The following is a 14746-nucleotide window of genomic DNA, read 5'->3' as shown; positions in this document are numbered from 1 at the left end:
CGCGACGCCCCTGTTCCGCCCGCCCGTCCGGGTGTAGCGTCCCCTCCATACGCGGCCGTTCGACGATGCCGGCAGCGCCGCCGCATCCCGTGACGCCCTGAGGGGACGACGATGATGGAGAACCCGGTACGCCCGCCTTCCACGGTGCTGAAGACCCACCGCTACCTGCGGCTCTCCCTGGTCTTCGTCGTCTTCGCGATCCTGGCGAGCGTGCTGATCCAGACGGTCGTGATCTCCTGGCGGCCGCTGGAGTTCGGCTGGAACATGCTGCCGTCGATCAGCCACTACTTCTACACGCCCGTCCGCACCGTGTTCGTCGGAGCGCTGATCGCGGCATCCCTCGCTCTCCTCGCGCTCTCCGGCCGCTCGCGCGCCGTCACCCTCCTCGACATCTCGGCGCTCTTCGCTCCGCTGATCGCCCTCGTGCCCACGGGCATCGCTCCGTCTCAGCGCACGCCAGAGCAGATCTGCCCCGAGAGCGGCGACTGCGTGCCGGAGGAGTACCTGGACGGCGCGCGGGCGGGCATCGCCGTCTACGCGGTGGTCGTGTTCACCACGATCATCGTCATGGCCCTGGTCCGCAGACACGATCGACTCCGACGCGAGCGGAGCACCCGCCCGGCGCTCAGCCCCGAGGAGCGCGCCGAGGAGACACTGCTGCGGGAGGATGCCGCGCGGAGCCGGAGGTCGGCGGCGATCGTGTCATGGGTCGCCGCCGCCACCGCGGTCGTCATGCTCGTCCTCGCGTTCGCCCCCGGTCTCAGCGATGGGTTCCCGTTCAACTTCTGGCCGTTCCCCTCCAGCATCCACTTCGCGGCGACCCTGCTGTTCTTCGGCGCGTTCGCGGCCGTTCCCCTCCTTCATGCCCGCGAGGACGAGAGCGACGAGCAGACGGCGCCCGCCCCCTGGCAGCGGACCCTCTACCGCTGGGTCAGCCGCCTCATGGCCGGAGACCTCATCCTCCTCATCGTGGCCTTCGCGATCCGCGATCACCTGAACGGCTTCCCTCTCGTCCTGATCGGGGAGGCGTTCGCGCTGTCTCTCTTCGCCGTGTTCTGGTGGGTGCAGACCCTGCAGAGGTGGGACGACGAGTACGCGCCCTACCTCGTCGACCCCGATGCGCCGCCGCCCGGTCCCGCCGGGGGTGTGCTCCCGCGGTGAGCCGTCAGCTCGACACCGTGATCACCACTTTGCCGCGGCTCACCCCTGCGGCGACATCGGCGAGAGCCTCCGGCACCTGAGCGAACGGATAGGTCCGCGCGACGATGGGGCGGATCACCCGCCGCTCCACGAGATCGGTGATCTCTCGGAGCTGCTCACCATCGGCGTGCATGAAGAGGAACTCGTACGCCACCCCGAGCCTTTTCGCCTGACGACGGATCCTGCGGCTGAGAGCGGTGATCGCGAGGACGAGGAGCGGGTGGAGCCCCGCAGCTCGGGCGAAGGCCGGATCCGGCGGCCCCGAGATGCCGATCGCCCGCCCGCCCGGCTTCAGCACACGCAGCGACTTCTCGAGGTTCTCGCCTCCGAGGCTGTCCAGCACCAGGTCGTACCCCGAGAGGACCTCCGCGAAGTCCTCTCGGCGGTAGTCGATCACGACGTCGGCGCCGAGGTCACGGACGAAATCGGCATTGGCGCCGCTCGCCGTGGTGGCCACATGCGCGCCGAGGTGCCTGGCGAGCTGGATCGCGATGGACCCCACTCCGCCGGCGCCGGCGTGGATGAGGACCTTCTGCCCCGGAGCGAGCCGCCCCCTCTCCACCAGCGCCTGCCAGGCGGTGAGAGCGACGAGGGGCAACGACCCCGCTTCGGCCATCGAGATGTTCGCCGGTTTCGCAGCGAGATCGGCTTCGTCGACCGCGATGCGCTCGGCGAACGTCCCGATCCGCGCCGCGTCCGGTCGCGCGTACACCTCATCGCCGGGACGGAATCCCCGCACCAGCCGTCCGACGCGGATCACCGTACCCGCGACGTCGTTGCCGAGCACGAGGGGGAGCGCGTAGGGGAGGATCTGCGCGAACTCTCCACTGCGGATCTTCTCGTCGAGCTGGTTGACGCCCGCCGCTTCGACCCGCACCAGCACGTCGGTGTCACCGACCTCCGGCTCGGCGACCTCCTGAAGCTCCAGTGGTCGCCTGTACTTCTTGACGACGAATGCGCGCATGTCCTTCTCCTGTCTTCTCGTGACCGTCTGCGCCGGGTCAGACCGTCGTGGTGCGAAGCTGCGGGTACACCGCTTCGAGCGGCGCGCTGAGACCCGCCTTCAGCTGCACGGAGGTGTCATCGGCGAGAACCTCGTACTCGTTGCGCTCGGTGGCATCGAGAACCGCGGCCACGAGGGCGGCGGGGTCCGTCTTCGGGTCGGAGACATGAGCGGCCATCGCCGTGTCGACGTACCCGACGTGCACCCCCACGACGTGGACACCGGCCGGAGCGAGTTCCAGTCGAAGAGAGTTGGTCGCCGACCACAGTGCGGCCTTGGTGGCGCTGTAGATGCCTCCGACCGCGTACCACGCGAGTGCCGAGTGGATGTCGATGATCGCAGCACCGGGCCGTCCGGAGAGGAGGGGCGCATACGCACGTGCGAGGAAGAGCGGGCCGAGGAAGTTCGTCTCGACGTTGCGGCGGATGTCCTCATCGGAATGGGAGAGGATGCCGGCGGTGGGCACGGATGCACCGGCGTTGTTGACGAGCACGGTCACGTCGGGTGCCGCCTCGACGACCGCACGGATCGATGCGGGATCGGTCACATCGAGGACCAGAGGAACCACGCGGGGATCCGTCCACTCCCGCGGGGTGCGGGCGGTGGCGTACACCTTGGCGGCCCCACGCGCGAGCGCCTGTTCGACGAAACGGGTGCCGATCCCGCCGTTCGCTCCGGTGATGAGGACGACGGCGCCGTTAAGTGTGGGCATGAGCAGATCTCTCTTCTGTGGGGACAATGGGTGATGATGGTGAGTGCGCGTGAGCGACTCCACTCATAACTGAGTGCACTCAGTTTCTATTCCGAGAGGATCACATGTCGGCCCAGCTCGCATCCGCAGGGCGTCGTGAGCGCAACAAGCAGCAGAAGCTGGAGCGGATCACGGCGGCCGCCGCTGCGCTCTTCGCCGAGTACGGCGTCGAGGATGTGACCACCCAGCAGATCGCCGAGAAGGCGGACGTCGGCACCGGCACCGTGTTCCTCTACGCGAAGACGAAAGGCGAGCTGCTGCTGCTCGTGCAGAACGCGCACTACGCCGAGGCGCTCGAGAAGGGCAGGCACGCCGCCGAGGCGATGACAGATGCCCTCGATGCGGTGATGGCGCTCCTCCGGCCGATCATCGAATGCAACCGCGTCCAGATCGACAACGGACGAACCTACCTCCGCGAAATGGTCTTCGGAAGCGTGGACGACGAACGCCACGCCGAGGCCCTCTCGATCGTGGGATCCACGGAAGACGCGGTCGCCCGCATCCTCAGCCGGGGCATGGTCGAAGCGGAGGCGCGGGCGACGACCCAGGCGCGAGTCGTGTCGGCGATCATGTTCCTCACGATGGCCGCCACGGTGAACGCGACACGCAGCATCGACGACCTCGCCGACGACATCAGACGACAGATCGCCGCCGTCATCGGCCGTTGACCGGTCGCGGAGGTCGATCCGCTACCGACGGATCGAGTCGTGGAACGGGTTCGGCTCGAGCGTGAAGTCGGTGCCCGCCTCGCCCCACGTGCCCAGACCCGCGGGCTGACGGCGTCGGCGCACCGCGGCGAGCGCTCGTGTCGCGGGCACTCCGACCGCCAGCGCGACCCGTCCAGCGAGAGTGCGGTCGTCGCGGCCCAGCACGCTCGCCCGGTGCCAGGCCTCGTGCAGCGCACCACCGCGCGCCGCAGGGACACGTCGCGCGGGAAGCGAGCCCTCTCGACGCCGCACGACGAGCTCCTCGACCCGCTCCCACCACGTGGACTCGATCTCGGGATGGAAGTAGTTGTCGCGCAGCCAGTCGGGATGCGGATGCCGGAACCGCCCTGCGACGACCTCGCTGCGCCCGCCGAGCAGCCCGCTGCCGACGAACACGGTGTTCAGCAGCGACTTGCTCACCCCGAAGCTGTCGAGCGCGATGACCGGGACGCCCTGAGCCACAGCCTCGATCGCGGCGGTGGAGCTCACCGTGACGAGCCCCGCGGCGGTCGAGAGCGCGGCGGCCATGGAGTCGTAGGAGAACACGAGGTTGTCGGGGCGGCGCTCGCCGAGCAGCTCGGTGTACGCGTCTCGCTCCAGGTGCGTCTCCACCTCGCCCGGCCGCGACCGCAGCTTCACGACCACGCGTCGACCGGGATCGGCCTTCGCCGCCCGCACCAGCGTCGCGGCGATCTCGGCGCGCTCCTCCCGATCCGCCGGCACGAGCGCCTGCGCCGCGAAGACGATGTCGGTCGCCGCGGCCTTCGCGAGAGCGGGCGCCGAAGACGTCGGCTTCTCGTCGACCATGATCCCGCGCTCCGCCCTGGCGCGCGCGACGGCGGGCGACAGCATCCGCGCCCGCGTCCTCGCGAAGGGAAGCGTCGCGAGCGCGGTCGGCACGTCGACGCCGATGCGGCCGCCCAGCTCGGCGAACGCCCGCTCCTCCCGATGCGAGTGCACCACCAGGAGGTCGACGTGGCGGCGATAGTCCAGGGCTCCGCGCTGCGCGGGGATCGCCATCCCCGGAAGACCCGCCACCGTCACGGGGCGGTGCCGCAGGCCGTCGATCATCCGCCCCATCAGCCGCACGAACGGCCCCCGGCCGGCGAGCAGCACCACGTCGGGGCGCTGCGCCTCGAGCCACGGCGCCGTCTCGCGGAACATCACCCGCGACACGGCGCTCGGATCGAGCCCTGCGCCCGCGAGCGCCGTGCGCTCCTGGGCGGCGCTCGCGGTCAGCGGGGTCTTCACCAGCAGCAGATGCGGTCGGATGCCGGGGACGGCGCCGAGCAACGACGCCGACCACTTCACGAACGAGTCGGCGTCCGCGATCGCGACGACCCGCAGCCCGGTGCTCATGCCGGAACGCGACGCAGCTTCGCCATGGGCGCGCGCTCGCTGTCGAAGACGCGCTTGACGCCGTCGCCGAGGGCCTTCTCGATCACGCGGATGTCGCGCACCAGGTGCTCGAGACCCGTGGGTTCGAGGGATGCCGCGTGGTCGGAGCCCCACATGGTGCGGTCCAGCGTGATGTGGCGTTCGACAGCGACGGCGCCGAGAGCGACGGCGGCGAGGGAGATCTGCAGGCCGCGCTCGTGGCCCGAGTATCCGACCGGCACGCCGGCGTAGCGGTCGCGGAGGGTCGAGATCACCCGCAGGTTCGCCTCCTCCGGCTCGAGGGGATACGTCGAGGTCGCGTGCATGAGCACGACACGGTCGGTGCCGAGCGTGTCGAGAGCGCGGTCGATCTGCTCGATCGTCGACATGCCGGTGGAGAGGATGACGGGCTTGCCGGTCTCGCGCAGCGCGACCAGCAGCTCGGTGTCGGTGAGGCTGGCCGAGGCGACCTTGTGGGCGACGACGCCCAGGTCTTCGAGGAACGCGACGCTGGGCACATCCCACGGCGAGGCGAACCAGTCGAGACCCAGCATCGTGGCGTGGTCGCCGATCTCGATGTACTCGTCGCGGCCGAACTCGACCCGGCGGCGGTAGTCGAGGTAGCTCATGGTGCCCCATGGCGTCTCGCGCGGCACGTCGCGCATGTGCTCGGGGGTGGAGATCTCGGGCGTGCGCTTCTGGAACTTCACGGCATCCGCCCCCGCGCGCGCCGCCACGTCGATGAGCTTCTTCGCGATCTCGACGTCGCCGTTGTGGTTCAGGCCGATCTCCGCGATGACGTAGGCGGGACGACCGCCTCCGATGACGTGCGATCCGATGCTGACAGTCATGATTCCTCCGGTCTGCGAATGCCTTCTCTCCTGGGTACGCGCCGATGGTGAACTGCGCCCAACACCCGGGTTACCGGCGCACGTCAGCTGGACAACACGCGTTCGACCAGTTCGCGAACAGCTCCCCGTCCGCCCTCGCGTGACAGCACCACCCGCGCCGCCTCGATGACGAGCGGGTGGGCGTTCGCGACCGCGACGGGCCACCCGACGATGCGCAGTGCGGGGAGGTCGTTCACGTCGTTGCCGAGGTAGGCGATGTCCGCGAGATCGAGGCCCTGCTCAGCGGCCCAGCCGCGCAGCGCCGTCTCCTTGTCGTCGATGCCGTGCAGCACCGGCACACGCAGCTTCTCGGCGCGTGCCCGCACGACGGGGTTCACCTCGGTGGAGAGGATCAGCATCGGCACCCCTGCGGCCCGCAGCAGAGCGACGCCCATGCCGTCCTCGCGGCTCACCCGCACGCGCTCCCCGCCGTCGGCGTCGATGATCGCGGTGTCGTCGGTGTGCACGCCGTCGAAGTCGGTGACCACGGCCTTCACCGGGATCGGATGCCGCTGCTCGTGCAGCGCCGCCAGAGAGCGCGCGATGCGGAGCTGCTGCTCGTCGTCGATCTCGATCGCGGTCCACTCCGGAACCTCCGCGATCGCGGTGCGGCCGAAGAAGCGGTGCCGGCTCTCACGGAAACCCGCGGCCGAGAACACGTAGAACGCCCCGGTCTCCAGGTGGTGCGGCTCCCGATCCTGCCGGCGGGGTCGGTGCGCGGCGTCGTGGTTGATCGCGACAGCCGCGCCGTCGGCATCCCTCCTCCAGAGGAAGCCGTAGGTCTCGTAGGCCGAGAACACGCTGTCTGCGCGCCCTCCGACGACCTGCGCGACGGCGTCGGAGAGGGCGTCGGCGGGGATGAACGGCGACGTCGCCTGCAGGAACGCGACGACCCCCGTGTCGATGCCGTCCGCCGCGAGCACGTCGAGCGCGTGCAGGATCGCGCTCTCGGAGGTCGCCGTGTCGCCGGAGAGCTCGGCGGGGCGGCGGACGATGCGCGCACCGGCCGCGGCGCCGATCGCCGCGATCTCCTCGTCGTCGGTCGACACCACGACGAGGTCGATGCCGTCGGCCGCGAGCGCGGCGTGCACCGCCCTGGCCACGAGCGGGACGCCGCCCACGCGCTGCACGTTCTTGCGCGGCACCTGCTTCGATCCGCCCCGCGCGGGGATGATCGCCACCGTCGATGTCATCGTCCTCGTATCGCCTTCCATGCCCTGCCGGCCCTCCGCCTCGCGCCGAGAGCCGTCAACCGCCATTCCTCCATGCGCCCGACCCCGCCGGCCGGTCGCAGCACCCGCTGCAGCGCCCCCTCGTCGGGGGCTCCCGGCAGCCGGAGCTCCGTGAGCCGCTGGGCGGAGAAGTACCTGTCGCGTTCGACGGCGTCCATGCCCCGCAGCAGCTCCTCCGCGCGCAGGCGGAGGTGACCGGCGATCTCCGGCTGCATCGCGTACCCGACGGCGTCGACGAGCAGCTGCAGCCGCTCGGGATCGGCGTAGCCCGATGCGGGCCGGGTGAGGGCATCGACGATGGTCGCCGGGATGCGGTTGCTGTTCTCGAACGGCGTCAGCCTCGCCAGCACGGTGTCGGTGCCGGCCGCGCCGATCTCCCGGTCGAACAGGGCGCGCACGGTCGGCAGGGCGGTGGAGAACCCGGCCACGACGGCGAGGACGTCGAGGCGTTCCGCGAGCATCTCGGCCGCGAGCGCCCCCCGGTACTCGGCGAACGCGATGCCGAGGGATGCCGCGCGGGCCCGCAGCGCGTCGGTGTGCAGGGGTGGCGCCGACGGATGCGGCTTGAACACGATCCGCTCGGGCGACCAGGCCGCTGCACGATCGATCAGCTCGGCCTGCAGCGCGACCTCCTCCTCGGCCGTCATGAGGCCGAGGGCGGAGAGGTACTGCCCGAGCACGAGCACGGTCGGCGTCCCGTCGTCGAGTCCCGCGGCGTCGCCCGCCGCGGTCTCCTCGAAGACCGTGCGGAACCGCGCCGCCGGCACGGGGACGGACTCCGCGTGCGGCGCCCCGACGAGCGGCCGCACCCCCGGCAGGACATCGGCGTGCACCACGCGCTCGATGCGCGCCGAGACCGTGTGCCCCAGCGCGACCCGCATCGGCGAGTAGGTCATGAGCCCGTCGCCGATGATCGTGATCCGTGCGCCGGGGAAGAGCGTCATCAGCGTGCGCGCGGGCGCGACCTGTGGGCTCTGCACGAACAGCTCGAGTCCGCGCGGATCGAGGTTCCAGGCGCGCCGCAGGAGCCGCTCCAGCATCGGGAGGTCGCCCTCCCTCGGCTTCCACGCGCTGGGGTGAGCGGCCCCGAGCAGCACGTCCAGGTCCTCCACGCGGTCGAACCGCTCCCGCAGCGAGCGCAGCGCGGGGTCAGCGGCGATGCCGACCGTCGTCTCGGGCACCCGCGACGACGTGAACGGCACGAGGACCCGTTCGGCCCGGCCATCCGCGTCGAGGAGTCCGGCGTCGATCGCGGCGACCGCGGTGGCGAGCCCGTAGGCGCTGTGCAGCGCGAAGATCTGCGTCATGCGTCGCTCCCCACCCGACGAAGCAGGGGCGCCAGCACCCGCCGCCGCGGCCCGTCGAGCCGCCCGATCACTCCCGCCACGTCGTCCGCGGGAAGACGTTCCAGCAGACCGAGGATGCCGCTGCGCATCTCCGCACGCAGCGACCTCGTCATCCGCCGTGACCGCACGAGATGCCGCGAGCTCAGCGCCAGCACGGTCCACGTCGCCTTGGGCAGGAAGCGCTCGGCATCCCGATCCGACGCCACCACGTCGAGCACCTCCGTCATCGCGCGCACGAAGTCGAGCTGGCGGCGATCGCGGATCTGCGTGAGGGACGTCGCGACCCCGCGGCGGTACAGCAGCGCCGGCGCGTCGACCACCGCGAACGACTCCGCCTCGAGGTGCAGGCGCCAGATCCACGGCCGGTCCTCGGCCGTGAAGAGTCCGGGAGAGAAGGCGGCGAGGCCGGCGTCGAGCACGCGCCGGTGGAACATGCCCGCCCACGCGAAGGGGTAGTCGACCATGGTCGGCTCGTTCTCCGGGAGGATCGCGTCGCGCGGCGAGAGCACCCGCTCGCGCCAGGGCTGCGGGGCGCGGTGCAGTGCCCGCTTGGCGCCGGTGACGGTGACGTGGTCGGTGCGGACGAAGTCGCAGTCCAGCTCCCTCAGCCGCTCCGCGAGCACGGAGAGGCGGTGGGGCTGCATCCAGTCGTCTCCGTCGACGAAGCAGAAGGCCTCGCCCTCGACGTGCGCGAGGCCCTGGTTCCGCGCGCTCGCGAGACCCTGCGGCCGCGGGTTCGTGAGCACCGCGGAGTGCGGGAAGCGCTCGGCGTAGCGGCGCATGAGCTGCCCGGTGTCGTCGCGGGAGCCGTCGTCGATCATGACCAGCTTGAGCGCGGCGGGGTCGTCGAACTGGCGCGTGAGGGTCTCCAGCGTGGTCGCGATGTACGGGCCGGCGTCCTTGGCGGGGAGGATGACGGTGACGAGGGGAGCGCGCATGGTGCCACGGATGCTGGCACGCGAGCGTTGCCTCCCGGCGACGTCGAGGTGAACACGGGGTGTCCTGCCCGCCCGCTCCCAGGTCGATCCCCCACGATAGGGGGATGCCGCGACCACTCGGATCCTCGGGGAGACCCCTGCGCCGGAGATCGCGCGAGACGTTGGATCTCCGCTGGCTCACCGCGCGGGCGTGGACGAACCGGTGGTATCCGCAGGGCGTCGATCTCGGCATCCTGGACGGTCGACGAACTCTCGCGGTCAGCTGGTTCCGTCAGGACAGGGACAGGCATCACCTCGCCTCGCGTGTCTCCTTCATCGACCTCGAACGCTCGCGGCACCGCGACGTCGCCCTCGTGATCGAGGGTCCGGATGGAGAGCTGGAACCCGCGCGCATCCACGTCGGCGGTCTCGCATGGTTCGGCGACCGCCTCTTCGCCGCGGCCACCATGCAGGGGATCTGGGAGTTCGATCTCGCCCGTCTCCGCACCGTGCGCGGCGCCGATGCCCGACGCCTGACCGGCTCTCTGCGGCGGAGCGCGCTCGTCGCAGTGCGCACGAGGATCCACCCCGTGGCGCTGCGGTGCTCGTTCCTCGGTCGCGTGTTCGACGCCGACGGCGAGCCGCTGCCGAGGGTGCTCATCGGCGAGTACCGCACCGGCGAAGACGGCCGGATCGGCGAGTTCCTCATGCCCGCGCGGGAGGGAGACGGCTTCGCCGCCGTCGAGAACGGGCTCATCGCCCCCGGCATCCCGCAGCTCCAGGGCGCCGTGCGCTGGGGCGCCACCTACTTCGCGTCGCAGTCCGACCAGCTGCGCCCCGGTGCCCTGTGGACGGGACCGGCCGGAGCACTCCGCCGCGCCGCCCAGCCCCTGCCCGCGGGATGCCAGGACCTCGCGCTCGACCCGGACGCGCGGATGCTGTGGTCGCTGGGCGAGCATCCCTGGCGACGCGTGGTGCGCGGCATCCCCTTCGCCCGCCTGGGGATCGAGCACCCCCGCGGCGAACGTAGACTGGACGGGTGAAGCCCGCACCGATCATCGTCTACACCGTGCTGCGGCTGCTGGCGTTCCTCGTCCCGCTCGCGATCCTCTGGTTCTTCTTCCCGATCTTCCGGGAGTTCTGGTGGCTCGCCGCGATCTTCTCCGCCCTCATCGGGGTGAGCATCTCGCTGCTGTTCCTGCGCACGCCGCTCTCCGACGCCTCGACGCGCCTCCACGAGCGTCGTCAGGCCCGCACCACCGGCGCCGAGTCGGATGCGAACGCCGAGGACGACGCACTCGACTCCGAGTCCTGAGCCCGCTTCCCGTGGTTCGTGCGGCGTCCGCACATGAGAGCCTGGTCTCGTGACCTCACGCCGCGGACCTCTCGGAGACGGACGACGCCGACGGGGCCGCGAGCTGCCACCCACCCCGAGCGTGCTGATCGGCGACGCTGTTGTGGGCCTCTCCGCTGCCGCCGCCGTCGGATGCGGCCTGCTCCTGTGCACCCTCCCGCTCCTGGCACTCCTCGGCAGGCTCGTCTTCCCCGACTCGCCGACCGACTTCATCGAGGTGTTCGGCGGCCCGCTCCTCGCCGCGGTTCTGGGCGGCGCTCTGTCTCTCATCACGTGGGGCTACGCGTCCACCACACGACAGCTCGCCCTCGTCCGGATGTACGCGCGGACAGCAGACCCGCGTGAGCTGCGCAATGCCGTCGAGGTGCGCGGACCGATCGGGCGCTCTCCGCGGATCGCCGCCGTCGCCACGACCACGTCCATCGGCGTGATCGCCCTCGGCACGGGCGGCATCCTCCTCGCCGCCGGCGCACTCCCCCTCATCGCCGCCGTCTCGCTGGTGGTCGGCGCGCTCTGCATCCCTGTCGTGCTCGTCCTGCTCGCCGCCGACCGCCGCTGGGCCCGCGTCGCGGCCGACCGGCTCCCGACCGCAGCGCTCGGCGAGCAGGGACCAGCCAGGGTGCTCGTGGCCGACGATGACGTTCAGAAGCGGGTCGACGCCCGGGAGCGTCGAGAGCGCTCCGCGCTGGATCGCGCTGCGACGCCCCTCCTCATGGTGCTGACACCGGCAGCCCTCGCCTGCGCCGTCCTCTCGCTCCGTCCGCCGACGGGAGTCTCCGCGCAGGCGCAGGTCGTCGGAGCCGCTGTGGGTCCGCTCAGCGTGCTCGCGCTTCTCGTCCTCGGAGCCCTTCGCATCGACCAGCTGCGTCGTGTCCTCCAGCGGGTTCGCGCCGGCAGGGCCGCGACGGCCGCCGATCGGGGGCGAGCATCCGCAGCGACGACGGCGCTCGCCGCGGACCTCCGCACGGCCACCGCGGTGTGGGTGCTGCTCGGCGCCGGGGTGCTGGGCCTCACCGCTCCGGACCTCACTCCTGCCGTCGTGACGGCCATCATCTTGCTGCTCGGGCTCGCCGCGCTCTTCGCTCTCGCGATGCGCCTCGGGGCCGCTGCGCCGTCGCTCCGCGAGAAGTTCGGCTACCGTCTCCCCGTCGAGCATCCGAGCGACGGAGGAGGCAACCTCGTCTCCTGAGCGAGACGCGCGGTCTCGTGGCTGAGACGCGAGGTCTCCCCGCTGAGACGCGCGATCTCCCGGCTGAAACGCGCGATCTCCCGGCTGAAACGCGAGGTCTCCCGGTTGAGACGCGCGGTCTCCCCGCTGAGGCGCGAGGCCTCCCGGCTGAAACTCGAGGTCTCCCCGCTGAGACGCGCGGTCTCCCGGCTGAGACGCGAGATCTCCCCGACTGAGACGCGAGGTCTCCCCGCTGAGGCGCGCGTCAGCCGACGAAGGCCCAGAACAGCGCCCCCGCGTACAGGAGCGCCGCGAGCGATGTCAGCGCGAGGGCGATGACGAGTTCGCCGGGCTTGCGATAGGTCCAGACGATCACGAGCGCCGGGAGCGCGGCGAGCAGGGCCAGCAGCGCGATCCACGCGATCGGGAAGAGCAGCGCGAGGAAGATCGAGATGCCGAACGGCGCGAGCACGAACAGGGTGTACAGCACCTGGGTCGCCCGCGCGCCGATCAGCACCGTGAGGGTGCGCTTGCCCACGAGGCGATCCTGGTCGATGTCGCGGAGGTTGTTGGCGAGCAGCACGGCGCACGCGAACAGTCCGGCGGCCACCGCGCCCAGCCACGCCTGCTGCGGCAGCGCGAAGATCTGCACCCAGGTCGTGCCGAGGGTGGCGACGAGCCCGAAGAACACGAAGACGAACACCTCGCCGAGGCCGAAGTACCCGTAGGGGCGCTTTCCGCCGGTGTAGAACCACGCGGCGACGATGCAGACCGCTCCGACGGCGAGCATCCACCACTGCTGCGTGCGGATGACGATCGCGAGACCCACGACCGCCGCGAGAGCGAAGAAGACGAGGCCGATGATCAGCACGGTGCGCGGTGACACCCGGCCCGAGGCGGTCAGGCGTGCGGGTCCGACACGGTGCGCGTCGGTGCCGCGGATGCCGTCGCTGTAGTCGTTCGTGAAGTTCACGCCGATCTGCAGGAAGACCGCGACCGCGAGGCACGCCAGCGCGATGACCCAGTGGAACTCCGGTCCTGTGCTGCGCGCAGCTCCGGTGCCGATGACAACCGGCGCGATCGCGAGCGGCAGCGTGCGCAGACGGGCGGCGCCGATCCAGTCGGATGCCGTCACCGGGCCGAGCTCGACGACGGGCTTCTTCGCCGGATTCCCGCTCGTGCGGACGGGAGCGCGACGGGACTTCTTCTTGCGATTCGAGGATGCTGCCACGGAAGGAATCCTACTGGTCACTCCTTTTCCCGCCGTCGAGCGAGACGAGACACGACGCGAACCCGCACCCCGGCGAGGAGCCGGCGCCACCACGGGAGGAGAAATCACACTCGGGAGGAGAACTCACGTTCGGGAGGAGAACTCACATTCGGGTGGAGAACTCCCCACCGGGGGGACTCCCCACGGGAGGAGAACTCACGTTCGGGAGGAGAATCCGGGCGGAATCCTCCTCCCGAACGTGATATCTCCTCCCGAACGCGAGCACACGCGACCCCGCCCCCGCATACGCCCGCGCAGACGCGACGCGAACTCACGTTCGGGACGAGAACTCCCCACGTGATGCGAACTCACATTCGAGGGGAGAACTCCCCGCGGGAGGAGAACTCACGTTCGGGAGGAGAATCCGGGCGGAATCCTCCTCCCGAACGTGATATCTCCTCCCGAACGCGAGCACACGCGCCCCCGCCCGCGCACACGCGACCCCACCCGCGCCCGCGCCCGCACCCGCACCCGCACCCGCACCCGCACAGACTCGACTCGACGCGACGCGACGACGCGAGCCCGCGACCTCGCCCGCGCGACCGGCACGGAGCAGGATCGGATGCTCAGCGACGGGTGAAGGTGACGTGAGTGACGCCGCTCTCCGCGACCTCGCTGCGGACGGCGTAGTCGTTCTCGATGCCGCGCAGGCCGTCCCAGATGCGCTCTCCACTGCCGATCACGAGGGGCGCGACGGCCACGTGCAGCCTGTCGATGAGCCCCGCCCGCAGGAACTGCCGCACCACGTCGGCGCCGCCGCCGATGCGGACGTCGCCGCCGCCCGCGGCCTCGGTCGCGCGCGCCAGCGCCTCCTCCGGGGTCGCCTCGAGGAAGTGGAAGGCCGTGCCGTTCGCGAACTCGATCGAGGCGCGCGGGGTGTGGGTGAGCACGAACACGGGCACGTGGAACGGCGGTTCGTCTCCCCACCATCCGCGCCAGTCGGGGTCGTCGCCGTGCTGGTGCAGGCCGAACATGCCCGCGCCCATGATCTCGGCGGCGACCTCTTCGAAGTACGCGGCGGCATAGTCCTCGTCGAGTCCCGTCGTGCCCTCCCCCGAGGGGTCGCCGAGCACGCGGGCGCGGAAGGTGCGGGTGGCGGTGTAGGCGGCGACGAGCCGACCCCAGTCCTCGCCGAAGGGGTTCTCCGGCGTCTGGTCTGTGGTGGTCGCGAAACCGTCGAGGGAGATGTTCAGATCGGCGCGAACGGCCATGTCGGTGCTCCTTGCAGAGGGATCAGAGTGCGGGCTTGCTGTCTTTGCCGTCGAGCCACAGCGTGTCCGACGCATCGCCGTGGGCCCCGCCCTTGCCGACGTGCTTGTCGCTGATCTGCGGCCCCTTGGTGATGACGTGCACGAGGGCCATCGCGTGCCCCTGGCCGAGCTGATACTCCTCCTTCAGCCAGGCGACGATCGGGGTGGCCTTGGTCTCGGGGCCGAATCCCTTCTCCGTGGCCAGTTCGATGAACTGCCGGGGGGTGAGGCCGGTCTTGGTCTCGATGTTGTCGAGGTATGCCTGGAACGACATGTGCTCT

General features: G+C 70.9%; 16 protein-coding genes. 6 read left to right on the top strand and 10 right to left on the bottom strand.

Annotation, left to right across the window (positions count from 1 at the left end):
* The first annotated feature begins 111 nt into the window (after positions 1 to 111).
* A complete protein-coding gene (locus tag LC438_RS04175; RefSeq protein ID WP_223585939.1) occupies positions 112 to 1161 on the top strand; it encodes a hypothetical protein in 1050 nt (349 codons plus the stop codon).
* A 4-nt stretch (positions 1162 to 1165) separates the two neighbouring features.
* Here the strand turns inward: LC438_RS04175 and LC438_RS04170 are convergent, their stop codons facing one another.
* Together LC438_RS04170 and LC438_RS04165 are read right to left on the bottom strand one after the other, a co-directional pair.
* Positions 1166 to 2164: an NADP-dependent oxidoreductase gene (locus LC438_RS04170; protein ID WP_223585938.1), complete on the bottom strand. Its 999-nt coding sequence runs from the start codon at positions 2162 to 2164 to the stop codon at positions 1166 to 1168.
* A gap of 37 nt (positions 2165 to 2201) precedes the next feature.
* Complete coding sequence (locus tag LC438_RS04165; protein WP_105672800.1) at positions 2202 to 2915, bottom strand: SDR family oxidoreductase; 714 nt, start codon at positions 2913 to 2915, stop codon at positions 2202 to 2204.
* A 104-nt stretch (positions 2916 to 3019) separates the two neighbouring features.
* On the opposite strand from LC438_RS04165, the gene LC438_RS04160 reads away from it, so the two are divergent.
* Complete coding sequence (locus tag LC438_RS04160) at positions 3020 to 3622, top strand: TetR/AcrR family transcriptional regulator (protein WP_105672801.1); 603 nt, start codon at positions 3020 to 3022, stop codon at positions 3620 to 3622.
* 21 nt (positions 3623 to 3643) lie between these two features.
* On the opposite strand, the gene LC438_RS04155 is transcribed toward LC438_RS04160, so the two are convergent.
* The 5 genes from LC438_RS04155 to LC438_RS04135 all read right to left on the bottom strand — a co-directional run bounded on the left by LC438_RS04155 (position 3644) and on the right by LC438_RS04135 (position 9444).
* Complete coding sequence (locus tag LC438_RS04155) at positions 3644 to 5020, bottom strand: DUF6716 putative glycosyltransferase (RefSeq protein WP_223585937.1); 1377 nt, start codon at positions 5018 to 5020, stop codon at positions 3644 to 3646.
* Positions 5017 to 5889 (bottom strand): N-acetylneuraminate synthase family protein, encoded by an 873-nt coding sequence (locus tag LC438_RS04150; RefSeq protein ID WP_105672803.1) that lies wholly within the window; start codon positions 5887 to 5889, stop codon positions 5017 to 5019. Before LC438_RS04150 ends, LC438_RS04155 begins: the two co-directional genes overlap by 4 nt.
* A gap of 83 nt (positions 5890 to 5972) precedes the next feature.
* Entirely contained in the window at positions 5973 to 7121 is a 1149-nt protein-coding gene (locus tag LC438_RS04145) for an acylneuraminate cytidylyltransferase (protein WP_223585936.1), read from the bottom strand.
* On the bottom strand, positions 7118 to 8467 hold the full coding sequence (locus LC438_RS04140; RefSeq protein WP_223585935.1) for an alpha-2,8-polysialyltransferase family protein: 1350 nt from the start codon (positions 8465 to 8467) through the stop codon (positions 7118 to 7120). The genes LC438_RS04145 and LC438_RS04140 overlap by 4 nt, the downstream gene beginning before the upstream one ends.
* Positions 8464 to 9444, bottom strand: a complete 981-nt coding sequence (locus LC438_RS04135; protein ID WP_223585934.1) for a glycosyltransferase family 2 protein — start codon at positions 9442 to 9444, stop codon at positions 8464 to 8466. Before LC438_RS04135 ends, LC438_RS04140 begins: the two co-directional genes overlap by 4 nt.
* 104 nt (positions 9445 to 9548) lie before the next feature.
* Here LC438_RS04135 and LC438_RS04130 point away from each other — a divergent pair, with 104 nt between their 5' ends.
* Genes LC438_RS04130 through LC438_RS04120 form a run of 3 tightly spaced genes read left to right on the top strand, consistent with a single transcriptional unit; the run spans position 9549 to position 11966 of the window.
* A complete protein-coding gene (locus LC438_RS04130; protein WP_223585933.1) occupies positions 9549 to 10466 on the top strand; it encodes a hypothetical protein in 918 nt (305 codons plus the stop codon).
* On the top strand, positions 10463 to 10738 hold the full coding sequence (locus LC438_RS04125) for a DUF4229 domain-containing protein (protein WP_105672807.1): 276 nt from the start codon (positions 10463 to 10465) through the stop codon (positions 10736 to 10738). The genes LC438_RS04130 and LC438_RS04125 overlap by 4 nt, the downstream gene beginning before the upstream one ends.
* Positions 10739 to 10787: 49 nt before the next feature.
* Positions 10788 to 11966, top strand: coding sequence for a hypothetical protein (locus LC438_RS04120; RefSeq protein ID WP_223585932.1), 1179 nt, complete (start codon positions 10788 to 10790; stop codon positions 11964 to 11966).
* Between the two features lie 244 nt (positions 11967 to 12210).
* Here the strand turns inward: LC438_RS04120 and LC438_RS04115 are convergent, their stop codons facing one another.
* Positions 12211 to 13176 (bottom strand): 1,4-dihydroxy-2-naphthoate polyprenyltransferase, encoded by a 966-nt coding sequence (locus LC438_RS04115; RefSeq protein WP_105672809.1) that lies wholly within the window; start codon positions 13174 to 13176, stop codon positions 12211 to 12213.
* A gap of 427 nt (positions 13177 to 13603) precedes the next feature.
* On the opposite strand from LC438_RS04115, the gene LC438_RS04110 reads away from it, so the two are divergent.
* Complete coding sequence (locus LC438_RS04110; RefSeq protein WP_223585931.1) at positions 13604 to 13795, top strand: hypothetical protein; 192 nt, start codon at positions 13604 to 13606, stop codon at positions 13793 to 13795.
* On the opposite strand, the gene LC438_RS04105 is transcribed toward LC438_RS04110, so the two are convergent.
* Both LC438_RS04105 and LC438_RS04100 read right to left on the bottom strand, forming a co-directional pair.
* Positions 13782 to 14426 (bottom strand): dihydrofolate reductase family protein, encoded by a 645-nt coding sequence (locus tag LC438_RS04105; protein WP_223585930.1) that lies wholly within the window; start codon positions 14424 to 14426, stop codon positions 13782 to 13784. The genes LC438_RS04110 and LC438_RS04105 overlap by 14 nt on opposite strands.
* Before the next feature lie 22 nt (positions 14427 to 14448).
* Positions 14449 to 14739, bottom strand: a complete 291-nt coding sequence (locus LC438_RS04100; protein WP_105672811.1) for a DUF4287 domain-containing protein — start codon at positions 14737 to 14739, stop codon at positions 14449 to 14451.
* Between the last annotated feature and the right edge of the window lie 7 nt (positions 14740 to 14746).

Origin of the sequence: Microbacterium sp. OVT16B, from assembly GCF_019969705.1 — a bacterium.
Classification (GTDB): domain Bacteria; phylum Actinomycetota; class Actinomycetes; order Actinomycetales; family Microbacteriaceae; genus Microbacterium; species Microbacterium natoriense.
This window is presented reverse-complemented; position numbering and strand designations above follow the sequence as displayed.